Here is a 23,186-nt window from a genome sequence, read left to right on the forward strand (position 1 = left end):
TAGTTCATTACGAACTAGCTCTTCTCATCACTTATTGTTCTTATAATCACAATGCTCAACGGGAACGCGAGCATGTCCCTCTTCATCCGTACACCATGACTGTGACTGGAAGGCAAGGAAGATACCGATCCATTTTTCTTCCTTTTCAAAATGAATAAGTATTCCTCCGTCTTGCCATATACCATTATCACCTTTCCATTTCTCTACATTCCCTTGATTCATGTGAATATCATGTATCCCGTTTCCTGGTTCGAAATGAAAGTAAGAATCAGGTGTATTTTCTTCTGGTCCCCATCTTTCACCGAACGCGTAAATAATTGCTTTTTCTTCTATTGCTCGTTTTATATAACGTTCTATTTTTTCATTTAAATCATTATCCACTCCTGCTTTTTCAGCAGGTAAAGGAATCATTTGTTTCGAATCAAATAAATTACCTCTTACATAATCTAAAGCTACTTCCGGCTCATTGTTTTTTATTTCTGTAAAACCAAATGGTAATGTCGGTAAAATATGAATTGCCTCTGACCGAATATCGTTACTCGCAAAATATAACACTTCTGACGGATAACTTTGCGACTTTACGTTAATTGCAATGCGATAATCTACTTCTGCTTCATCTTGTAAATGAACTTGATAATGAGGTGTTTTTCCTTTTCCAATCTTTGATTGTATAACTGTACCTTTTAACACGCCGTAGTTTTTTAGGGCCATACATTTCATCTCCTATTCATTTAATAGAAGCTTTTCATGTTTAAAACATTATCCAATTATAAAAAAAATCCTCCTATGTTAGGAGGGTTTTTAATTTCTCAACATATACCAAACAATAACCTCTACCACTACAAGCAACACCGCACCAAAAATCATTAACGTCGTTTTCTTCAATAGTTCATTTTCACGATATGGTATGTTACATAAGTAAGCGCCAAGTGTAATTCGTGACGGGCAAGCGATTGTCGCTACTGATGACGCTGTATTTTGAAGCGTTGTAACGTATTGCCACGGGAGTGCTACATTTTGCGCAGTTTGCATTTGTAGTTTTATAAACATCGCATTTGATCCTGCGTTACTACCTGTTAAGAATCCACCTATTGCTCCGATGAACGGAGCAACGAAAACGAAAAAAGTTCCAAATGTTTCACCAGCCGTTTTTGCAAGTAATGAATGCATGCCAGATGCACCCATTAGTTCTGAAATGGCGATAAACATTGTCGTCGTAATTGCAAATGGAATCCATTGTTTTATCGTTTGCGAGATTGATTGTTTAATAATATGAGATGGAATGCGGAAGAAAACAATCGTAAATAAACAAGTCATACCGAGCCAAAATCCTGGTGAATATAGCATTTCTAGCTTGTAAGAGTATGATTTTAAATCAAGGACTGCATATGATCTGAACAAATCATGTAATGCTGGCACGAGGCGAGAAAGCAATATACAAACAGTTAAGAATATATAAGGGCTAATAATTTTTATAATAGATACTTCTCTTTCCGTTGTCGCAGCATGTTCTGTTATTAGGTTTTGTTCGTTTTTTCCTTTTAATTTAACGATAAGAAAGCCAAATGTAATGGTAACGATAGAACTTAATATACCTGCGAGTTCAACACTTACATATGCGTTAGAAAGGTAGATTCCGAGAGAAAATAATAAAAAGAAACCGAATCCTTCCTTCCACTTTTCAATCACCGCCTGCCAGCCACCTACAACATGTAAGGAAAGAATGACAAAATAAGCAAACATCGGAATGCTTAGTAGTGCTGTATTTGTGCCAAGTGTTGTAAGGGGCATGTTTATAAGCTGCGAACCGATAATCGTACCAGTTGCCATTGCCCCCCATGAACTAGCTAGTAAACCAATAAATGAAAGTAGTACAGCTTGAAACGGTTTATAGCCTAATGATAGAAAAATAGGTGCTGCAACCATAAAGCCAATTCCAAATCCACTTACTGATTCAATTAGTGGGCAAATACCAAAACACATAAGAAGCATTTGTAATAAACGATCGTGTGTCACTTCTTCTAGAAAACGTGCTACTTGATCGATGTACCCCATTTTGTTCATGAGGTGAAATAAAAAAATACCGAAAAATAAAACGTATCCGACAATAAAACAAATTAACCAACCTTTAATCGTTGCGTGCACAGTTTTACTTATCCCTAGTTGAAACGTTGGCGAGAGTAAAACGATTCCAACAGACACCGCATAAGAAATTAACGAGGACCTTAATGACGTTTGTTTAAATAAAAATAAACAAATGAAAATCATCATAATTGGGATAAGTGCCAACAATATGGCCATGTTATCATCTCTTTTCATTAAAAATACAATTTTTAACTATTATATAACAGATACCATAAATTTCAATTGTTTTTGCAACAGATTTAAAAAAGGAGCCAAACGGCACCTTTTTCATTCACCCCCATTTTCTTTTATCCTGAAAAACCGTCTGCTGTCCGACCATTTTGTCTAACAGAACAAACACAATATAAGCACATATGACTTGCAATACAACATTTCCAAATTTCATGAATTCAAATGAATAGATCCATCGGAATACTTCATTTAATAATACAATCGAAACGATACTAAATAGTTCTATACTAATCGAAAATATACATATTTCTAAAATAGATTGCTCTTGAATACGATTTAAGTTGGAAAAGATGAATACATATCCTAAAAATAGAGCCATCAACTCTATTTGCGTCATGCTAATGAGCCAAGCGTATAGTGGTACAGTTAAAAGAAGATATAGTAGTTTCCGTCTTAGCATGCTTTCTCACCCTCTAAATTATATGTATTTTCTGTATATTTTAACATTTATTTCGTAAAACAAAAAGAAGAGACTTATGCCTCTTCTTTTTGTTTTGTTGCCTGTATTAATTCACATATTTCTTCTCGTTTTTCATTTTCTAACAGCTCAATCACTTTACTTCCAACGACAACGCCGTCACATATTGTAATCATCTCTTCTACATGTTCCTTTGTTGAAATACCGAACCCTGCCACTACCGGTAAATGCGTATGTGATTTTACTTTTTCTAAATAACTATGAATCTCATCTTTAAAATTTTGACGTACTCCCGTTACGCCCGCTACTGTAACAGCGTAAACAAATCCTTCTGATTCACTCGTAATTTTCTCGATTCGCTCAATTGGGCTCGTAACGGTAACGAGTGGGATTAAAGCGATATTTTCATTTCGGAGAAGCCGTACAATAATGTCTTGTTCTTCATACGGTAAATCTGGAACAATAATACCGTCTACCCCTGCTTCTATACAATTTTCGATGAATTGTTCTTTTCCGAATGCAAGTACTGGATTTAAATATGTCATAAGTACAAACGGAATTTGTACTTCTTTCCTTACCTCTATTAATGCTTGAAAAATGCCTTTTACTGTTACACCGCTATCTAGTGCTCGTTTTCCTGCTCTTTGAATTGTTGGGCCATCTGCAACTGGATCTGAAAACGGGATACCAATTTCAACGATGCTTGCTCCTGCTTCATCTAGAAAACGAATTCTTTCTTTTAACTTTTCAAGGCCACCATCTCCGCCCATTACGTACGGAATAAATGCTTTCTTACCATTTTCAAATGCTGCTTTAATTTTTTCTACTCCCATCTTTTACACCTCTTCCATATAACGTTTTATACTCTCTACATCTTTATCACCACGGCCAGATAAACAAATGACAAGCCCTTCGTCTTTCTTCATTTGCGCCGCTAATTTTAATGCATATGCGACAGCATGCGAGCTTTCTAACGCCGGGATAATTCCTTCTTTTTTCGTTAATAATTGAAATGCTTCTAACGCTTCATCATCTGTAATGGAATGATAAGAAACGCGGCCAATATCTTTTAGTAAACTATGTTCTGGACCAACCCCCGGGTAATCAAGTCCAGCTGAAATAGAGTGAGCTTCTTGAATTTGTCCTTCTTCATTTTGCAGAAGGTACATCATCGATCCGTGGAGAACGCCAACGCTTCCTTTCGTTAAAGTAGCTGCATGCCTTTCTGTATGAACGCCTTTTCCAGCTGCTTCTACGCCGTAAAGAGCAACTTCTTCATCGTGCACGAACGGATAAAACATGCCCATCGCATTACTACCGCCTCCAATACAAGCAACGACAGCTTCTGGTAACTTCCCTTCTAACGCTTCATATTGTTTTTTTGTTTCTTTCCCAATTACACTTTGGAAATCACGAACAATTTGCGGGAATGGATGCGGTCCGAGAACAGATCCCATAATGTAATGTGTATCATGCACGTGTGAAACCCAGTAGCGAAGCGCCTCGTTCACCGCATCTTTTAATGTGCCGCTACCTGCCGCTACACTTTCCACTTTCGCTCCGAGCAATTCCATTCGGAACACATTTAATTTTTGACGTCTCACATCTTCTTCTCCCATAAAGATGACGCATTCTAATCCGAGTAGAGCACATACAGTAGCTGTTGCCACTCCGTGTTGCCCAGCTCCTGTTTCAGCGACAACTTTTTTCTTGCCCATTCGTACTGCAAGTAGTGCCTGACCGATTGTATTATTAATTTTGTGAGCTCCTGTATGGTTCAAATCTTCACGTTTTAAATAAATCTTTGCACCACCGCAATACTTCGTCATATTTTCAGCATAATATAGCGGTGTTTCTCTTCCGACGTACGTTTTTAAATAATGATTTAATTCCTTTTGAAATGCTTCATCTTGCATCGCTTCTTTATATGCTTCTTCTAGTTCTAGTACAGATTGCATTAACGTTTCTGGAACGTATCGTCCTCCGTATATACCGTAATGTCCTTTTTCATCTGGATATGCGTAGTTCATTCGGAACACTCCTTCGCTTTTATAATAAATTGTTTTATTTTCTCTACATCTTTCTTTCCTTCTGTCTCTACTCCGCTGCTCACATCGACCATATATGGCCGAACAGTTCGAATTGCTTCTTCTATATTAAGAGCGTTTAATCCACCAGCTAATATCGTTTTCTCTCGCAACTCTTTTGACATATGTGCAAGTAGTTCCCATGAAAATTTCTTTCCATTTCCTCCGTGAAACTTTTCTTTTGGGCTATCAAACAATATATAATCCGTTTTATATGCTTGAGCATTTTTCATATCGGTCTCTGAAGTTACTCCGAGCGCTTTTATACACGGAATATTCAATCTTCTAATTTGATGATTATCTTCATCCCCATGTAGTTGCACATGCGTTAACCCGCATTCATCTGCAATTTTCTGGATCACTTCTACTGATTCATTTACGAAAACACCGATTTTTAACACGTTGGCTGGAAGCTCCTGAATGATTTCTTTCGCTAGCCCTGGAGTAATTTTTCGCTTACTTTCTGCAAAAACAAATCCGAGTGCATCTGCTCCGTATTCGCAAGCACGTTTTGCTGTTTCCATATCAGTGATACCGCAAATTTTCACTTTCATATATTCACCTTACAATCTTCAAAAAAGGTGCGAATAGAAGATGATGTCATAAGTGCTTCCCCAACTAATACACCTTTTGCTCCAGCTCGCTTGACGCGGATCATATCTTCTTTTGAATGAATTCCGCTCTCACTAATCCAAAGTAATTTCTCCTCATTTAATCGTTTTCCAAGCTTTTCTGTTTGGCCTAAATCGACTTCGAATGTTTTTAAATTACGGTTGTTAATACCGATAACGTGCGGATTTAATTCGATTGCAATTTCTAATTCCTCTTCATCATGAATTTCAACAATTGCTTCTAACCCTTTTTCTAGTACGTAGCTATACAGCTCTTTTAACTTCTCTTTCGGTAACGCTGCTACAATTAATAAAATAATATCTGCGCCAGCTTCATATGCTCTATCAATTTGAATCTTATCAATTATGAAATCTTTACATAAAAGCGGAATGTTACTTTCTTCTCGTGCTGTTTGTAAATCATAAAAAGATCCTTTAAAAAATTGACCGTCTGTTAAAACAGAAACTGCTCCTGCGCCGCATTCTTCATATGTTTTCACTTGTTTTCGTACATCAACGTGTAAATTGATATCTCCTTTTGATGGTGATGCTCGCTTTACTTCTGCAATAACAGTAAACTGATGTAATGATTCTACGAGTGAATGTGTCTTTCTACTTTCTTTTATTGGTGTATATGTTTCATATAATGCCGCAACTTCCTTTTTCTTCTGTTCTACAATTTCATCTAAAATCGTCCCCATTTTAATTCACCCTTTCTAATTTTTCGTTACTTGCTGCAATTAATAAATTTAGTTTCGCTAATGCTTTTCCAGAGTCAATGCTATATGCCGCGAGTTTAATTCCTTCTTCAATCGTTTCCGTTTTTCCATTTGCGAAAAGAGCTAAACCTGCATTGAATAAAACTGTATCGCGATAAACACTCTTTTCTCCGCTCAATACGCCGAGCGTAATCTTTGCATTTTCTTTTGAATTCCCCCCTCTAATTTCTTCATTTTTCACTCTTGAAAAACCATACTTTTCTGGATCAATACTCATTTCTACTATTTCATTATCTTTTAAAAGGACTACGTGATTTTCCCCTTGTAATGACGCTTCATCTAAAAAACCACTTCCGTTTACGACAAGCGCTTGTTTCCGGCCTAACTTTTGTAATACTTGCGCAACTGGTAGTAACATATCTCTTTTATAAATGCCGACAAATTGTGTTTCTAAATTCACCGGATTTGTTAAAGGGCCAATTAAGTTAAAGATTGTCGGCACGTTTAATTCTTTTCTTATTTTCATAATGCGTCTTAATGCTGGGTGCATCGCTGGTGCGAATAAAAATGCGATTCCGACATGCTCTAATAAATAATCAATTTCGTTTGGCGTACTGCTAATATTTACACCGAGTTCTTCTAATAAATCTGCACTTCCTGTTTTACTAGAAACAGCACGGTTACCATGTTTTGCAACCTTTACACCAGCTCCTGCCAGTACAAATGCCGATGTTGTACTAATATTAAACGTTTGGGCACCGTCACCACCTGTCCCGCAGTTGTCCATCGCTCCTTGTATATAATTTGAAAACGGTAATGCCTTTTCACGAAGAGCTCGGACGAGACCGTATATTTCTTCTGCAGTTTCACCTTTCGCTTTCAGTAAGACTAAGAAAGCTGCAATTTCACTTTCCAATATGTTTTCATTTAATAAAAGAAGCCCTGCTTTATACATTTCCTCTTCTGTTAAATGTTGACCCTCCACTAATTTACGAAGATAGTTATTCATACCCTTTCCTCCTCTTTTACCTCTGTTAAAAAGGCACGGATTAACTTTCCGCCTTCTTCTGTTGCAATTGATTCCGGATGAAACTGTAATCCAAAGAGCGGATAATAATTGTGACGGACTGCCATTATTTCTCCGTCGTCCATCGCTGTCGCTAATATGTCAAAACACTCTGGCAAGCTCGTTTGCTCTGCAACAAGGGAATGATAGCGCATTGCCGTTAGCGGCTGTGTAGCGTATGAAAAGATTGACGTTCCGTTATGTTTCACACGCGATGTTTTTCCGTGTTTAATACGTTCTGCTCTTACAATGTCTCCTCCAAATGCAGCTATAATCGCTTGGTGGCCAAGACAAATCCCTAATATGGGAACGTTCTTATAAAAATGACGAATCACTTTCATACAAATTCCAGCATCCTCTGGTTTTCCTGGTCCTGGTGAAAGTACAATTCCTTTCGGCTTCATTTCTTCTAATTGTTCTATCGTTATTTGATTATTTCTTACGACAACAATATCTTCTTCGTATTCACCTAACAGTTGATACAAGTTATATGTGAATGAATCGTAATTATCAATCAGTACAATCATTTCATTACCTCCAAAAGCGCTCTCGCTTTATTTAACGTTTCTTCATATTCAGCAACTGGGTCTGAATCGTAGACGATCCCCGCTCCTGCCTGAACGTATGCTTTCTCATCTTTCACGACCATCGTTCGAATGGCGAGCGCCATATCAAGATTCCCTGAAAAACTAACGTATCCAACCGCACCTGCGTATATATTTCTTTTTTCATTCTCTAGCTCATTTATAATTTCCATCGCTCTAATTTTCGGAGCACCTGATACCGTACCCGCCGGTAAGCAATACGCTAATGCATCAAATCCGCTCATTTGTTTTCGCAATGTTCCGTAAACTTCAGATACAATGTGCATAACGTGAGAATATTTTTCTACTTTCATATATTTATCTATCGTAACTGAGCCGATTTCACTCACTCTACCAATATCATTTCGCCCAAGATCTACAAGCATCATATGCTCTGCTCGCTCTTTCTCATTTTCTAACAGCTCTTTTTCAATTTCCGTATCTTCCTGCTTTGTCTTCCCTCTCGGCCTCGTACCAGCAATTGGATTTGTCATCACTTTATCCTCTCTTACCGATAGCAAACTTTCTGGCGAAGAACCGAGTACAACATAATCTTGAAAATCGATATAAAACATATATGGTGATGGATTGGCAATTCGTAGTTTTCGGTATAACGCGAATGGATCACCAATACATTCACTTTGCAAACGCTGTGATAATACGACTTGGAATATGTCCCCGGCTCGAATATGTTCTTTCGCCGTTTCTACCATTACGCAAAATTCTTTTTCCGTTATAGAAGAAGTGAATGATAATGTTGATCTTATTTCAGTTACTTCCGCTTCTTCTCCCTGTAGCACTTCCTCTTTGTATACTCGCAGCCTTTCGTATACTTCTTCATAATCTGCTGCATCATCTTCCCTGCATACATATACAAACGACAACTTTTGGCGTAAGTGGTCATACACGATAAACTCACGGTACAGTAAAAGGTGTACCTCTGGAATATTCAATGGATCGTGTAAATTTGCTCCAATGTTTTCATATTGCCGAATAACGTCATAGCCAATATAACCAACTGCTCCTCCGCAAAACGGAAATGGACTGTCTACTTGAGCTGACGCAATCACTTCTTCTAACACTTGTAGTACGTTACCTTGTAACTTTTCTGTTTGACCGAAAATCGTTCGTTCCACTTCCGTACCGATACTTTTCACTTCCCCATACGGATTACACCCTAAGTAGGAATAGCGTCCTTTATCTTGATGAAGCTGTGAACTTTCTAATAAAAACTTTTTCTTTCCCTTCATACGTCTATATAAAGAAATTGGCGTAATGCTATCTCCTTCTTCTTCAGCAATTACTAAAAATGTTCTTCCTTGTTCTTTTTGCTTCATAAATTTCTCTTTTGTCATCATGCCTTTCACCTCAATCTGAAAAATAAAAAAGTCCCCTACATATCGAAAATATGTAGAGGACGATAAATTTACCGTGGTACCACCTCATGTTGGACGCAAAAGCATCCCGCTTTATTCAGGTACAAAATTTATACCTTATCCTTGTAACGGCGGAACCCGGGTTGCCTACTGAAAATAATTGTTCAGCATACCTCTCGTAAGCCCATTCCGTATATGGTACCGCACCAGGCTCCCACCTATTCCCGGCTCTCTGTAACGTCTCCAATATACGTACTCTTCTTACTTAAACGATTTCATTTATTTAATTTTTTATACACAAAAAGGGAGTACTCATCCTATAGAAAGGACGGGTACTCCCGTGGTGCCACCTTAATTCGTTACGAATGTAACGCACTTTACCGTATCAAAAACAATACGTGTCTCTTGTATCGATGAGATCATGTCGCCAAAGCCTACTTCTTTCGTTTCGGTTTGGAAGCTCCGAAGCCCATTCCACATCAATTCCATACTGATTCGCACCAACCATCAGCTCTCTGACATGTTCATCATGTGTACTCTTCTTCATCAAAGCTTGCATTTTTTTAAGTTGCACTCATTATAGACCTGACTTTTTTCACAAGTCAATACTTTTTTAAAAATTTTATTTTTCTTTCCTTTCAATATTATATTGACAAAACAACCTCTTTTTATGTAAATATAATAAATACTCTATTAAAAATAAGGTTTTTTGTATGAATATTATATATTAAAAAAGTAAAATGGCATCGAAAAACGCTTACATTTCTGAAAATTCATATTTCTGTATGGATTTTTCAGAATAATCATGATAGATTATAAATATGCATAACGCATCAAAAGACATGACAAAAGGAAGGGGAACTTCATGAGTACGCAGATGTTAACTTTAACTTCAATCTCTATTTACATGCTCGGGATGTTAGTCATTGGCTATTTCGCCTATAAACGAACGTCCAACTTAACAGATTATATGCTTGGCGGGCGTACACTAGGCCCCGCAGTAACAGCATTAAGTGCTGGAGCATCCGATATGAGTGGGTGGCTTTTAATGGGCTTACCCGGTGCAATGTTTAGCGTTGGATTAAGTAGTAGTTGGATTGCGATCGGCCTGACACTAGGCGCATACGCAAACTGGCTATATGTCGCTCCTCGCTTACGTACCTACTCTGAAATTGCAAACAACTCTATTACTATCCCAGAATTTTTGGAACACCGTTTCCACGACAAATCTCACATGCTACGCTTAGTATCTGGACTTGTTATTATGATTTTCTTTACTTTTTATGTAGCTTCAGGACTCGTTTCAGGTGCTGTATTATTTGAAAATTCATTTGGTATGAACTACCACGTTGGATTATTCATTGTAGCTGGCGTTGTTGTTGCTTACACATTATTTGGTGGTTTCTTAGCAGTAAGTTGGACAGACTTCGTGCAAGGAATCATTATGGTAATTGCTCTTATTCTTGTTCCTACTGTTACAATTATGAATGTAAATGGACTTGGTCCAGCATTTAGCACAATTAAATCAATTGATCCAACATTATTAGATATTTTTAAAGGTACTTCTGTATTAGGTATTATTTCATTATTCGCATGGGGCCTTGGTTATGTTGGACAACCTCATATTATCGTACGCTTTATGGCAATTTCTTCTGTAAAAGAGATTAAAAGTGCGCGACGAATTGGTATGAGCTGGATGATTTTCTCTGTTGTCGGAGCTATGTTTACTGGTCTTATCGGTATTGCGTACTACTCAGACAAAGGATTAACACTATCCAATCCAGAGACAATTTTCCTTGAACTTGGAAAAATTTTATTCCACCCACTGATTACTGGATTTTTATTAGCCGCTATTTTAGCAGCAATTATGAGTACAATCTCATCTCAGTTACTCGTTACTTCTAGTGCTGTAACGGAAGACTTATATCGTACTTTCTTTAAACGTTCTGCTTCTGATAAAGAGCTTGTATTTGTCGGCCGTATGGCTGTTCTTGTTATTGCATTAGTTGGGTGTGCATTAGCGTTTAAACAAAATGATACGATTTTAGCTCTTGTTGGATACGCTTGGGCTGGATTTGGCTCTTCATTCGGACCTGCTATTTTATTAAGCTTATATTGGAAACGTATGACGAAGTGGGGCGCACTTGCTGGTATGATTTCTGGTGCCGCTACAGTAATTATTTGGACGCAATTCAAATTCTTAAAAGAATTCTTATATGAAATGATTCCTGGTTTTACTATTAGTTTACTAGTAATCGTAATTGTTAGTTTACTAACACAATCTTCAAAAGAAGTTGAAGAGCACTTTGAGACTTTTGAAAAGCAACATAGTCATAATCTATAAAGGAAAAGCTCTGCTGTTATCGTATCAGCAGAGTTTTCTTTTTTCTCAAAGTTCGACAATCTTCTGCTCGAATTTAACAATTTCTTTATGTTTCATTAAATTAAACGTAACACTACTCCTTTATAGTAGTACTATCAGCACTTATACAGAAAGGGGACTCCAACATGTTAGCAGCTTTCCAGCAACAACAAACACGAAAATTTTCACCTATCACAAATACTTCTACGTCTTGTTTAAACATACAACCTAATCCACCCAAAATTTCAATTGCTCCTTCTGTTATTTCAGTCATTGGTGTTCATATGGAAAAAAATAAGTTAAAAGTAAGAACGGGACAAAGCACTGAGTTATCAGCTTCTGTTTTGCCAGTGCATGCAACGAATCAAGAACTTATTTGGACCAATATGAATGCTGATGTTATCACACTGTATCCAAAAGGTGATACGGTAACGATTACCGGAAAAAGTGCAGGTAGAGCAGTCGTAATTGTTACAACTACTGAAGGAAAGTTCAGGGACCTATGTATCATTCATGTACAACCTTATATGACAAACCCAAAGTAAAAGAGTGGCTATGAAGCCACTCTTTTACTTTATTTCAATGTGTGGATTTTTACTTGTAACAAGATTGATAAATTGCTCTTTATCTTTAGGAGAAATAATTTCTGTTTGATGTGTGCCGTAAACAATTTCAAGTCGATCAAACGATAAGGCGTAGGCTGCTACTGGATTTTTCGTATTTGAAATTTGTTTTATATCTCGTATAAATATGCGCTTTTTCACGAAACCTGATCTAATAGTAATTGTTTCTTCTCCAACAATATATTTTGTTGAAAACCAACTCCACATCAATAAGATAACTAATGGGATTGTGAAAAACAAAAGAAAATATTCTCTTCCTGCAAATATTGGAGCAAAACACGCTCCAATGACAACGAAAAAAATCGGATATAGCCATGCATCTTTTTTTGATGGAAATTCCACTAAACTTCTCCTCTCTTGATTTAAGTCAATGAACCTCCTCTTCTTCTCTATTACAATGAAAACACCATTAGGATAGGAGGACGTATTATGACTGAACGAAAGTATGCATTACTTGCTGGCTCTTCTCTTCTTGTTATGGCATTCATTGCATTTTTTTCTTACGGTTTTGTTCATGGAAATCTCGTTGTACAAGAAAACGCGAGCGTGACATTCCATAATATCCAAACTTCAAATTCACTTTTCAAAGCGGAAATCTTTGGTTGGATTATCATTTTCATTACTGATATTGTCGCCGCGTGGGCTCTTTATTTCTTTCTAAAACCAATTCATACTAGCCTCTCATTACTAGCTGCCTTGCTTCGTCTTATGTATACAGCAATACTTGGAATTGCCATATTCAATTTAATATTGGCATTGCTACTTTCAAAAAGTATGATTGCGAATCCAGAAACATATGTGATGTTGTCTCTCAGTGCATTCGAATACATTTGGTCTGTAGGGTTAATCATTTTCGGCTTACATCTTTTCGTTTTAGGTTATGTAGCTTTTCTATGTAAACATATACCGAAATGTATTAGTATACTACTATTCTTGGCTTCTATCGGTTATATCGTAATTCACGTCATGAATACAATGTTTTCACAATATGATGCGATGATTTCCATTCTTAATGTTGTCTTTCAACTACCGATGATCGCAGGTGAACTCGGATTTAGTATATGGCTATTGATTAAAGGTGGAAAAAACACTACTGTTTGAGTCGTTTCTTAATTCTGCTTAATGATTCTGGCGTAATACCTAGATAACTTGCCAATTGATATTGAGGAACACGATTGATTAAATGCGGTCGTTTTTGTAATAATGATTTGTAACGTTCTTCTGGTGTCGATGCAATAAATAATGAAAGTTCTTCTTGTACCTCACCGAAATTGTATTCAATCATTTGGCGTGTCATTTCTTCTAATTGTGAATATTTCTTATACATGTCCTTTTCACTGTGCAGGTCGCCAACTACAACTAGACAATCTTCTAAACACGTTAACGTATGCGGGGATGCTTTATCTTGTTTATGGTGATTAAAATTTACGATTGCTTGTTCTTCTGTATAGAAATTTGATGTAACCTCTTTCCCTGTTTCATCTATACAATGTTGCCTAATACATCCCTGTAATACAAAATAACATTTCGAAGGGACATCTCCTTGCCTTAAGAGCACTGTTCCTTTTTTATATTCTCCAATTTGTAATTCACTGAGAATCATGTGCTGCTCTTCTTCACTTAGTGTTGTAAGGTTCTGCATATACTTCTTTAATATTTCTTCCATTTCCCTCCCCCTTCCTCCCCTATATTTCTGTAAAACAAAAAGAGAAGTATTACAACTTCTCTTTTCCCCTCTAACATTATAATTCCTGTGTATAAACAGGCTCGTTTACCACATCTTTTGCTGTTCGTTTTTGTTGCTGCAATAAGAAAACAGACACACCAAACAATACGAGCATGCTACCGATCATTTGCATAGCATTTAATCTTTCCCCAAGTATGAAGAACGCTAGTATAGATGCTCCAACTGGTTCCCCTAAAATACTCATCGAAATTGTTGTTGCATTTACGTAGTTTAATAACCAGTTATTAATGACGTGTGACACTGTCGGCACGACCGCAAGTAAAAGAAAAATGGTCCAATCCCACTTTGTATAACCTGTAAAAGGAACTTGCAACACTATATTATAAATCCCCATAAAAATACCTGCGAATGCAAAAACAGTAAAGCTGTAAATCCAGTGTGATACTTTCTTTACTGTCGTTTGGCCGATAAATAAATAACCGACAACTGCTATTACACTTAAAAAGGATAATATATCTCCATAAATTGCTTGTTCACTTAGTCCTAAATCTCCCCAACCAATACACACTACACCTAGTATCGCAATTCCCATTGTCGCAATGGCTGAGTATGTTGTTCTTTCTTTAAATAAGAAAAAACCTCCAACTAAAGATACGATTGGTTGAAGCGCTAAAATAATCGTCGAACTCGCAACTGTTGTATGCTTTAAAGATTCAAACCATAAAAGAAAATGAAGTGCTAAAAAGAAACCAGATCCGATTAAAAATCCCCAATCTTTTATTTGAATCTTACTAAACTCTTCCCGTTTTTTCCAAACAATAGGCAGCATAAGAAGTACGATAATCCATAATCGATACATACTTAATATGGAAGATGGTGCCGAGGACATCTTTACAAAAACTGCTGCGAATGAAATGGCTATAATGGAAATGGCTAATGGTAGTGCGATTGATCTTTCTTGTTTCAAATTCCGTCTCCCCTCTCACCTGTCAAAAATCCCACTTCATTATATCCGTTTTCTTTCCTAACTTAAATACTAATTTTTTAGATTCTTCGTACCATTATGGTAAAATAGAAACGAAAGCACCTATTAGTGAATATTTCTTTCTTTTTCACTACAAGCGTCGCTCTTACAATTATTACAGTAAATTTTTATTTAGGGGGATCTACATGAATCAAACAATTGGGAGAATTGAAGAGATTTCATTTTATAGTGCATCACTTCAAGAAGATGTTACACTTCTCGTTTACTTACCGGTAAATTACACACCGCTGCACAAACATACAGTTGTAATTGCACAAGATGGCAGAGATTATTTTCAGCTTGGGAAAGCACACCGTGTAATTGAGCGCCTTCGTGAAACTGAAGAAATTGACCGTACAATTATTGTCGGTATTCCATATAAAAATGTACACGATCGTAAAGAAAAATATTTCCCAAATGAAGTAAAAAACGCTGCGTATATTCGTTTCCTTGCTCATGAACTTGCACCATATATCGATGAAAATTATCCAACGTACCAAATGGGGAAAGGTCGTGTGTTAATTGGTGATTCTCTTGGCGGAACAGTTTCCTTTATGACCGCACTTATGTATCCGCATACATTCGGTAAAGTTGTTATGCAATCACCATTTGTGGATGAAACAGTAATGAACTTAGCAAAAGACTTCAAAAATCCGGAGGCGCTAGAGCTTTATCACGTTATTGGGACAGAAGAAACAGCTGTAAAGCGCACTGATGGACAAGTATCTGATTTCGTAGGGCCGAACCGTGAACTTAATACGCTTCTGACAGATCGAAATTTCATCACGCATTACGAGGAGTTTGAAGGTAATCATACGTGGAAATATTGGCAAACTGATTTACCGAAAGCTTTCTCTCATATGCTATCAATGAAATAATAGAGAGCAGTATTCAGAATAATTTGATATAATAGATTAAGAGAGTTATTTTCTCAAAATCTAACTAGACTTACAAAGGGAGGAATTGGAACATGAAATTAGGCATTGTAATTTTTCCATCTAAAATGATTCAAGATAAAGCGAACGGATTGCGTAAACGTTATGATCCGCACTACGCATTAGTTCCGCCACATATTACATTGAAAACACCCTTTGAGACGCAAGATGAACAATTAGAATCGATTGTAAACGAGTTACATACAATCGCAAGTAAAACGAACCCTTTTACCCTTCATGTTGGAAAAGTTGGTTCATTCGCACCTGTTAATAATGTTCTTTATTTTAAAGTAGAAAAAACACCTGAACTTACTTTCTTAAATGAGGAAATGCATAGCGGATTCTTTACACAAGAACGCGAATACGCTTTTGTACCTCATTTAACAATTGGACAAGGCTTATCAGATGCAGAGCATGCTGATGTACTAGGTCGATTACGTATGAAAGATTTCTATTACGAACAACCAATTGACCGCTTCCACCTTCTATATCAACTAGAAAACGGAACATGGACTGTACACGAAACATTCCACCTTGGAAAGGGGAACAACTAATTTGCATGCACAGATCGTACAAACGGACGAACAACTAAGAGATGCATTCTCTGTACGTAAGCAAGTATTTGTGAAGGAACAACAAGTTTCTGCCGAAGAAGAGTATGATGAGTTTGAAGAAACTTCCATACACGTTGTTATATATGATAATGATGTTCCCGTTGGTGCTGGACGTTTTCGTACCATTGATGGAATAGGAAAAATGGAACGCATTTGCGTACTAGCTTCCCATCGTAAAAAAGGCATTGGAAAAATTGTTATGGATGCACTTGAAGCATATGCGAAAGAAAATTCGCTACCAAAATTGAAGCTGCATGCCCAAACACATGCTGAAGATTTCTATAAAAAACTTGGATATGTAACGAATTCTGATGTATTTATGGAAGCAAATATTCCTCACATCGTTATGATAAAAGAATTGTAATTTGAAAACAGGAGGTATCCCCTCCTGTTTTTTTACATTGCTATTTTCTTTTTCTTCCGCTAAAGTTAAATGTTGATGCTATAGTTTTGAAGGTGAATATATGACACAAGAAAAATTTTCACAAAAATCATTAACGCACGCTGATATTCCACGTGCAACATATCATATTCCGAAAACATCTACCCATTTAATTATGGAAGAAGATGCAGATGCGGCGTATTTCCGCGCTCTCGAACAGCAAAATGTATTTTTAAACGAAAAACAATTAGAGGCCGTACGAACGACAGAAGGCCCTGTTCTTACATTAGCTGGTGCCGGAAGCGGGAAAACATCTGTTTTAACAACTCGCGTCGGTTATTTAGTAAATGTAAAACAAGTTCATCCGAGAAATATTTTATTACTTACATTTACACAAAAAGCGGCTGAAGAAATCCGAAATCGTGTAGCGAATTTACCGGGTATGAATCATGCGGCAAGTAGCTACGTTGTTGCCGGTACGTTCCACTCTGTCTTTTTAAAATTGCTTCGTAGTCAAGGATATAATCAGCAAATTTTAGCAAACGAAAAACATAAACAAATTATGATAAAGAAAATTTTAAAAGAATTGCGTTTAAAAGACGATTATGATGCTGAAACGATGCTCGCGATGATTTCACTTGAGAAAAACAAGTTGAATCGTCCGAAAGATGTAAAAGCAAAAACACCCGTTGAACAAGAATTTAAAGAAGTATACGAGCGTTTTGAAGAAGTGAAACAACGATATAATTATATCGATTTCGATGACATCTTATTAGAAACATATTATATGTTAGAAAATAACGCTCCTTTGCTTACCCAATTACAACAACGTTTCCACTATATTGAAGTAGATGAGTTCCAAGATACATCGTATGCTCAATATGAAATTGTAAAATTGTTAGCTTCGCCAAGAAATAATTTATTTATCGCAGGTGATGACGATCAAGCTATATACGGTTGGCGAGGAGCAAGTCACCAAATTATTTTATCTTTTCCAAAAGAATTTGATAACACTACGATTATCGCCCTTAATACGAATTATCGATCCAATCCTTTTATTGTCGGACTTGGAAATGAAGTTATCAAACTAAATCAAGAACGGTTTGATAAAGAGCTATATTCTGTTCGTGAAGAAGGTGTACAACCTTTTTATGCAAGACCGGCTACGACTCTTGATGAAGCAAATCAAATTTTGCAGCTCATTCAAGAAAAAGTAGATAGTGGTGAACGAAATTATAAAGATTTTTGTTTGCTGTATCGCACACATTCTGTAAGCCGTTCGTTACTTGATCAGCTTACCATTCATAAAATCCCGTTTATTAAGCACGGTGCGAGTCAGTCATTTTATGAACATTCTTTAATTAAGCCTGTATTGGATCATTTGCGACTCGTAATTGAACCATTTCGATTAGAATCACTTTCAAACATATTGCCAACGATGTATATCGGGCGTGATGATTGTATTTCATTTATTGAACGTGAACAATGGAAATATGGTGAAGGTCGTTTCCCTTCTCTTCTTCATTTCTTATTATTAAATCCGAGCTTAAAACCTTTTCAAGTGAAAAAGGTAAATGAGCGTATCGATTTTATTAAATTTATAAAAGAATTAGAACCGAAAAAAGCATTAAAAGAAATTATTCATGGTAAAGGAAAGTATTTAGAGTACTTACAAAGTAACGATCGTTCTTCCTTTACGATGCATAAAGACATACAAGAAGAAATGTTAGAAGAATTAATGGAGTCGGCAAATCGCTTCACCGACATTCCAGCTTATTTACAATTTATTGATGAAGCCATTCAAGGGCAAAAAGAAATGGAAGCATTAAAAACAATGCCGCAAAAAGATGCTGTTTCACTTATGTCTATTCATAACGCAAAAGGCCTTGAATTTCCATGTGTCTTTTTACTCGGAGCGAGCGATGGTATTCTGCCCCATACTTCTTCTTTAAAAGATGCAAATGATCGTGTTACAGAGACTTCTGAAGCTTTAGAAGAAGAACGCCGACTACTTTATGTCGCAATTACACGTGCGAAAGAAGAATTGTACATTTCCTCTCCGCAATTTTTTAGAGGAAAAAAATTAGATATATCTCGCTTTTTGTATACTGTGCGAAAAGATTTACCTGAAAAGACATCCACGAAATAAGGATGTCTTTTTTTATATTGCAATATGTACATCCCTCCTATATAAATTCCCTCTTTTTATCATAAGAATTAACGTAATATCAACCATATCCCACTCATATTGTAATAGTGTATGTCAGAACTCACGAGAAGGAGTGAACATAATGAGCTGCAATTGTAACGAAGATCATCAACATGATTTTGATTTCAACTGTGTATCTAATGTCGTTCGTTTTATACATGAACTACAAGAATGTGCAACAACAACATGCGGATCTGGTTGTGAAGTCCCCTTTCTAGGAGCACATAATAGCGCATCAGTAGCAAATACACGTCCTTTTATTTTATACACAAAAGCCGGAACACCATTTGAAGCATTCGCGCCATCTGCAAGCCTTTCTAGCTGCCAATCTCCAATTTTCCGTGTCGAGAGTATAGATGATGATGATTGCGCTGTATTGCGTGTATTAACTGTTGTATTAGGTGACGGTTCTCCTGTACCACCTGGTGATAATCCAATTTGTACGTTTTTAGCTGTACCAAATGCAAGATTAATATCGACCAACACTTGTCTTACTGTTGATTTAAGTTGCTTCTGCGCTATTCAATGCTTACGTGATGTTACGATTTAAAACTAAATAATGAGTTAAGCATGGATTGGGTGGCAGAATTATCTGCCACCCAATCCATGCTTAACGAGTATTATTATGTAAATTTCTTAAAATTGGGAACTTGTCTAGAACATAGAACCTGTCCTTTTCATTAACTGAAAGTAGAAACAGATAAAGGAGTGAAAAACATGTTCTCTTCTGATTGCGAATTTACAAAAATCGATTGTGAGGCGAAACCAGCTAGTACACTACCTGCCTTCGGTTTTGCTTTCAACGCGTCTGCACCTCAGTTCGCTTCATTATTTACACCACTACTATTACCTAGCGTAAGTCCAAACCCAAATATTCCTGTTCCTGTAATAAATGATACAGTAAGTGTCGGAGATGGCATTCGAATTCTACGAGCTGGTATTTATCAAATCAGTTATACATTAACAATTAGTCTTGATAATGTACCTACTGCACCAGAAGCTGGTCGTTTCTTCTTATCATTAGGTACACCGGCTAACATTATTCCTGGATCAGGTACAGCGGTTCGTTCTAACGTTATTGGTACTGGTGAAGTAGACGTATCCAGCGGTGTTATTCTTATTAACTTAAACCCTGGTGACTTAATTCAAATTGTACCAGTTGAGTTAATTGGAACTGTAGACATCCGTGCTGCAGCATTAACAGTTTCACAAATTGGTTAGTAAAAAGCGGTATTTCTTCATTGAAATACCGCTTTTTATATGTATAATAAAAAACACTCACAGTAGCATGAGTGTTTCATTCTTCATAGTGTTTTATTGTATTCTTCTTTTTCCCACAATTGCATCCTTTTTTCTTCACAAATCCTTGTTGTTGCAATTGTTCTTGATATGCCTGTTGTTGTGCATAGTGCTGTTGCTGTATGTTATACCATTGCTGCAGGTCATATGAATTTTGCCTTGGATTATTGCTCACAGCAAACATCTCCTCTACTGTCAATTCTGTCTATTTACTATATGAACAACTCTTTATTTCCGTTCCCTCATTCTTTTAAACTCCGCTTTTTCTCTTAGTATGAAAATATATTATTCTCCCATAAAATATCCTGTAATCGTTTCAATGATTGCTGCTGCTCCTGCAATAGCTAATAACGCAAGTAACGGTTCTGCAACGATAGGGATCCAATTATATAACACTAATAAAAAAGCACTAACCCATACACCTGTACACCAATAACAGCTTAATAATTCGCCAATCCACTTTCTTAATCCTTTACCTTTTACTTTTGTAAAAGTTGATACACTTCCATCCGGCTCTGTAATCTCTAATTCGTCAATAAACGGTCTTCGCAAAAAAGCTGTAATTTTATCATAAACAATTAAACGGGTGAGCCTAAAAGCCGCTAACGCGAAAATAAAAAATAAAAGCCAACTTGTAAACAGCATGATTCCACCTTCCCTTATCTTCTTTCGCCTATTTAAAAAAAAAGGTCTTGAGATTGTGACCAAATCTCCTCGACTCCAATATCTTATTAATGTAAATACAAACAAGAAGATAAGGAGTGACATTAATGAGTTGTAACGAAAATAAACACCATGGCTCTTCTCATTGTGTAGTTGACGTTGTAAAATTCATCAATGAATTACAAGATTGTTCTACAACAACGTGTGGATCTGGTTGTGAAATCCCATTTTTAGGGGCACACAATAGTGCTTCAGTAGCAAATACACGCCCTTTTATTTTATACACAAAAGCTGGAACAGCATTTGAAGCATTTGCACCATCTGCAAGCCTTGTTAGCTGCCAATCTCCAATTTTCCGTGTGGAAAGTGTAGATGATGATAGCTGTGCTGTGCTACGTGTATTAACTGTTGTATTAGGTGACGGTTCTCCTGTACCACCTGGTGATAATCCAATTTGTACGTTTTTAGCTGTACCAAATGCAAGATTAGTATCAACTAACACTTGCCTTACTGTTGATTTAAGCTGTTTCTGTGCTATCCAGTGCTTACGCGACGTTTCTATCTAATAAGTGAAGTAAACTAAAAAACTATTGGGGTGGTAGAAGATTTCTACCACCTTTACATATTTAAAAGCCAGCCATACTAATTGATTGTATATCATCTATAGACAACTTAATATCTCGCATGCTATTTGGTGGCATAATCGCTACAATTCCATTACGATACGATATGATTGATCCAACATATGAAACTGTAGCTGTTTTTATTCTGCACCTTACTTTCGGAATATAATGAGGGCGATTTAATAAAAAATGAATTCTCTCTTCGTTATTCATATCCTTAAATGATTTATTATATGGAACAGTTCTCACTGGCTCTTGCTGTTCTTGTACTTGTTCCTCTTCTTCTATTTTCCCTTCCACTTGCTGCTCCTCTTGTTGTTCCTGTTCTTGTTCTATGACCTCTTCCACAGCACTACTTACAACATTTTCGTTTCTATTACTTTCCTCTTTTCGATCCTCATTTTCAAAGTTTGTTAAAATAATTCTTTTTATTTTCGGTGCAGCAAGTTCCAAACTTACTTGCGCAATATATAACAACGGTTTTCCAACTGTTGAACTTTTATTTTTATTCTTCACACTCGTCCCTCCCACTTCCATACGTAGCTGGATAAATCGTGTACTATTATAGTTATATTCATCACATGGTAAGAACTTTCGTTAAAAATCGTTCTTTCCAAGAACAAATAAAAAGGACAATCTCAACATGTAGAGATTGTCCTTTAACAGTTCATATTATAATTATCCTAAGATATGATACCCTGAATCAACGTGAATGTTTTCTCCTGTTACGCCGCGTGCCAAATCACTGAATAAGAATACTGCTGTATCCCCAACTTCTTCTGGAGTTGTTGTACGACGAAGTGGTGCGCGCTCCTCAATTTCTCTTAAGATTGAGTTAAAGTCGCCTACACCTTTTGCAGATAACGTACGAATTGGACCTGCAGAAATAGCGTTAACGCGAATGCCATGTTGGCCTAAATCGTTCGCTAAATATTTCACGCTCGCTTCTAATGAAGCTTTCGCAACGCCCATAACGTTATAGTTTTTCACAACGCGCTCGCCGCCAAGATATGTTAACGTTAAAATATTTCCGCCTTCTGTCATTACTTTCTTCGCTTCTCTTGCTACAGCTGTTAAAGAGAATGCACTAATATTTTGTGCAAGTAAAAATCCGTCGCGAGAAGTATCTACAAATTCACCTTTTAAGTCGTCACGATTTGCAAAAGCAATACAGTGCGCTACACCGTGAATTGTACCAACTTCTTGCTTGATTGTTTCAAAACAAGCTGTAAGTTCTTCATCATTTGTTACATCACAAGGTAATACAAGTGATTCTTGTCCTTCTAATGTATCCGCTAATTCACGAACATTTCTCTCTAAACGTTCTCCTGCATATGTGAAGATTAATTTTGCACCTGCATTATGCAAAGAGCGAGCAATTCCCCATGCAATACTTCTTTGGTTCGCAACGCCCATAACAACAAATGTTTTCCCTTGTAATAGTTCCATGATATATCCTCCCAGAAATACTTATACTTGTTATTAGTACCTGATACTATAATTATAGTAACATAAAACCTCTTAAAGG

General features: G+C 36.6%; 27 protein-coding genes and 2 other annotated features. Of the genes, 10 read left to right on the top strand and 17 right to left on the bottom strand.

Annotated features, from left to right (window positions below; all coding sequences use genetic code 11):
* Nucleotides 1-27: 27 nt before the first annotated feature.
* The 10 genes from MR079_RS08580 to trpE form a co-directional block, all read right to left on the bottom strand.
* Complete coding sequence (locus tag MR079_RS08580) at nt 28-711, bottom strand: DUF2278 family protein (RefSeq protein ID WP_242293872.1); 684 nt, start codon at nt 709-711, stop codon at nt 28-30.
* A 90-nt stretch (nt 712-801) separates the two neighbouring features.
* Nucleotides 802-2,301 (bottom strand): L-lactate permease, encoded by a 1,500-nt coding sequence (locus MR079_RS08585; RefSeq protein WP_139869755.1) that lies wholly within the window; start codon nt 2,299-2,301, stop codon nt 802-804.
* Nucleotides 2,302-2,416: 115 nt separating this feature from the next.
* Nucleotides 2,417-2,776 (bottom strand): DUF4029 domain-containing protein, encoded by a 360-nt coding sequence (locus MR079_RS08590; protein WP_242293873.1) that lies wholly within the window; start codon nt 2,774-2,776, stop codon nt 2,417-2,419.
* 74 nt (nt 2,777-2,850) lie between these two features.
* Nucleotides 2,851-3,627: a tryptophan synthase subunit alpha gene (gene trpA, locus MR079_RS08595; protein WP_139869758.1), complete on the bottom strand. Its 777-nt coding sequence runs from the start codon at nt 3,625-3,627 to the stop codon at nt 2,851-2,853.
* 3 nt (nt 3,628-3,630) lie between these two features.
* Nucleotides 3,631-4,824 (bottom strand): tryptophan synthase subunit beta, encoded by a 1,194-nt coding sequence (trpB, locus tag MR079_RS08600; protein ID WP_139869759.1) that lies wholly within the window; start codon nt 4,822-4,824, stop codon nt 3,631-3,633.
* The gene (locus MR079_RS08605) at nt 4,821-5,435 is read right to left on the bottom strand and encodes a phosphoribosylanthranilate isomerase (protein WP_139869760.1); all 615 of its coding nucleotides are present in this window, start codon (nt 5,433-5,435) and stop codon (nt 4,821-4,823) included. The genes trpB and MR079_RS08605 overlap by 4 nt, the downstream gene beginning before the upstream one ends.
* Entirely contained in the window at nt 5,432-6,193 is a 762-nt protein-coding gene (gene trpC / locus MR079_RS08610) for an indole-3-glycerol phosphate synthase TrpC (protein ID WP_139869761.1), read from the bottom strand. Before trpC ends, MR079_RS08605 begins: the two co-directional genes overlap by 4 nt.
* A 1-nt stretch (nt 6,194) precedes the next feature.
* Entirely contained in the window at nt 6,195-7,220 is a 1,026-nt protein-coding gene (trpD, locus tag MR079_RS08615) for an anthranilate phosphoribosyltransferase (RefSeq protein ID WP_139869762.1), read from the bottom strand.
* Nucleotides 7,217-7,804, bottom strand: a complete 588-nt coding sequence (locus MR079_RS08620) for an aminodeoxychorismate/anthranilate synthase component II (protein ID WP_139869763.1) — start codon at nt 7,802-7,804, stop codon at nt 7,217-7,219. The genes trpD and MR079_RS08620 overlap by 4 nt, the downstream gene beginning before the upstream one ends.
* Nucleotides 7,801-9,219, bottom strand: a complete 1,419-nt coding sequence (gene trpE, locus MR079_RS08625) for an anthranilate synthase component I (protein ID WP_139869764.1) — start codon at nt 9,217-9,219, stop codon at nt 7,801-7,803. Before trpE ends, MR079_RS08620 begins: the two co-directional genes overlap by 4 nt.
* 52 nt (nt 9,220-9,271) lie before the next feature.
* Nucleotides 9,272-9,516: a binding site (T-box leader), on the bottom strand.
* Between the two features lie 42 nt (nt 9,517-9,558).
* Nucleotides 9,559-9,796: a binding site (T-box leader), on the bottom strand.
* Between the two features lie 306 nt (nt 9,797-10,102).
* Between trpE and putP the strand changes: the two genes are divergently transcribed.
* Together putP and MR079_RS08635 are read left to right on the top strand one after the other, a co-directional pair.
* Nucleotides 10,103-11,581: a sodium/proline symporter PutP gene (gene putP, locus MR079_RS08630; protein ID WP_139869765.1), complete on the top strand. Its 1,479-nt coding sequence runs from the start codon at nt 10,103-10,105 to the stop codon at nt 11,579-11,581.
* Between the two features lie 164 nt (nt 11,582-11,745).
* The gene (locus tag MR079_RS08635) at nt 11,746-12,144 is read left to right on the top strand and encodes an Ig-like domain-containing protein (RefSeq protein ID WP_139869766.1); all 399 of its coding nucleotides are present in this window, start codon (nt 11,746-11,748) and stop codon (nt 12,142-12,144) included.
* Nucleotides 12,145-12,168: 24 nt separating this feature from the next.
* Here the strand turns inward: MR079_RS08635 and MR079_RS08640 are convergent, their stop codons facing one another.
* Nucleotides 12,169-12,564: a PH domain-containing protein gene (locus MR079_RS08640; protein ID WP_139869767.1), complete on the bottom strand. Its 396-nt coding sequence runs from the start codon at nt 12,562-12,564 to the stop codon at nt 12,169-12,171.
* Nucleotides 12,565-12,651: 87 nt separating this feature from the next.
* On the opposite strand from MR079_RS08640, the gene MR079_RS08645 reads away from it, so the two are divergent.
* Nucleotides 12,652-13,323 (top strand): DUF4386 domain-containing protein, encoded by a 672-nt coding sequence (locus tag MR079_RS08645; protein WP_139869768.1) that lies wholly within the window; start codon nt 12,652-12,654, stop codon nt 13,321-13,323.
* On the opposite strand, the gene MR079_RS08650 is transcribed toward MR079_RS08645, so the two are convergent.
* Nucleotides 13,313-13,888, bottom strand: coding sequence for a Crp/Fnr family transcriptional regulator (locus MR079_RS08650; RefSeq protein WP_087951690.1), 576 nt, complete (start codon nt 13,886-13,888; stop codon nt 13,313-13,315). The two genes, MR079_RS08645 and MR079_RS08650, sit on opposite strands and share 11 nt — an antisense overlap.
* A 76-nt stretch (nt 13,889-13,964) precedes the next feature.
* Entirely contained in the window at nt 13,965-14,876 is a 912-nt protein-coding gene (locus MR079_RS08655; RefSeq protein ID WP_242293874.1) for a DMT family transporter, read from the bottom strand.
* 203 nt (nt 14,877-15,079) lie between these two features.
* Between MR079_RS08655 and MR079_RS08660 the strand changes: the two genes are divergently transcribed.
* The 6 genes from MR079_RS08660 to exsF all read left to right on the top strand — a co-directional run bounded on the left by MR079_RS08660 (nt 15,080) and on the right by exsF (nt 20,294).
* Complete coding sequence (locus MR079_RS08660; RefSeq protein ID WP_001076848.1) at nt 15,080-15,811, top strand: alpha/beta hydrolase; 732 nt, start codon at nt 15,080-15,082, stop codon at nt 15,809-15,811.
* Between the two features lie 92 nt (nt 15,812-15,903).
* Nucleotides 15,904-16,422 carry a YjcG family protein gene (locus MR079_RS08665; protein WP_048526728.1) on the top strand — a complete coding sequence of 173 codons (519 nt, stop codon included), beginning with the start codon at nt 15,904-15,906 and terminating at the stop codon, nt 16,420-16,422.
* Nucleotide 16,423: 1 nt separating this feature from the next.
* Nucleotides 16,424-16,846: a GNAT family N-acetyltransferase gene (locus tag MR079_RS08670; protein ID WP_000543274.1), complete on the top strand. Its 423-nt coding sequence runs from the start codon at nt 16,424-16,426 to the stop codon at nt 16,844-16,846.
* Between the two features lie 100 nt (nt 16,847-16,946).
* Nucleotides 16,947-19,013: an ATP-dependent helicase gene (locus MR079_RS08675; protein ID WP_000191176.1), complete on the top strand. Its 2,067-nt coding sequence runs from the start codon at nt 16,947-16,949 to the stop codon at nt 19,011-19,013.
* Between the two features lie 142 nt (nt 19,014-19,155).
* The gene (gene cotY, locus MR079_RS08680) at nt 19,156-19,623 is read left to right on the top strand and encodes a spore coat protein CotY (RefSeq protein WP_001277714.1); all 468 of its coding nucleotides are present in this window, start codon (nt 19,156-19,158) and stop codon (nt 19,621-19,623) included.
* A 167-nt stretch (nt 19,624-19,790) separates the two neighbouring features.
* Nucleotides 19,791-20,294, top strand: coding sequence for an exosporium protein ExsF (gene exsF, locus MR079_RS08685; RefSeq protein ID WP_000492932.1), 504 nt, complete (start codon nt 19,791-19,793; stop codon nt 20,292-20,294).
* A gap of 76 nt (nt 20,295-20,370) precedes the next feature.
* Here exsF and MR079_RS08690 read toward each other — a convergent pair whose 3' ends face one another.
* Together MR079_RS08690 and MR079_RS08695 are read right to left on the bottom strand one after the other, a co-directional pair.
* Complete coding sequence (locus MR079_RS08690) at nt 20,371-20,556, bottom strand: hypothetical protein (protein ID WP_002194706.1); 186 nt, start codon at nt 20,554-20,556, stop codon at nt 20,371-20,373.
* A gap of 101 nt (nt 20,557-20,657) precedes the next feature.
* The gene (locus MR079_RS08695; RefSeq protein ID WP_000899662.1) at nt 20,658-21,017 is read right to left on the bottom strand and encodes a DUF1360 domain-containing protein; all 360 of its coding nucleotides are present in this window, start codon (nt 21,015-21,017) and stop codon (nt 20,658-20,660) included.
* A gap of 125 nt (nt 21,018-21,142) precedes the next feature.
* Here MR079_RS08695 and exsY point away from each other — a divergent pair, with 125 nt between their 5' ends.
* The gene (gene exsY / locus MR079_RS08700; RefSeq protein ID WP_001277726.1) at nt 21,143-21,601 is read left to right on the top strand and encodes an exosporium assembly protein ExsY; all 459 of its coding nucleotides are present in this window, start codon (nt 21,143-21,145) and stop codon (nt 21,599-21,601) included.
* Between the two features lie 60 nt (nt 21,602-21,661).
* Here the strand turns inward: exsY and MR079_RS08705 are convergent, their stop codons facing one another.
* Together MR079_RS08705 and fabI are read right to left on the bottom strand one after the other, a co-directional pair.
* Nucleotides 21,662-22,195: a spore coat CotO family protein gene (locus MR079_RS08705; RefSeq protein WP_074614861.1), complete on the bottom strand. Its 534-nt coding sequence runs from the start codon at nt 22,193-22,195 to the stop codon at nt 21,662-21,664.
* A 141-nt stretch (nt 22,196-22,336) separates the two neighbouring features.
* Nucleotides 22,337-23,107: an enoyl-ACP reductase FabI gene (gene fabI / locus MR079_RS08710; RefSeq protein WP_000421885.1), complete on the bottom strand. Its 771-nt coding sequence runs from the start codon at nt 23,105-23,107 to the stop codon at nt 22,337-22,339.
* Nucleotides 23,108-23,186: the final 79 nt, after the last annotated feature.

It is taken from the genome of Bacillus cereus group sp. BfR-BA-01381 (assembly GCF_022663555.1).
Lineage (GTDB): Bacteria > Bacillota > Bacilli > Bacillales > Bacillaceae_G > Bacillus_A > Bacillus_A pacificus.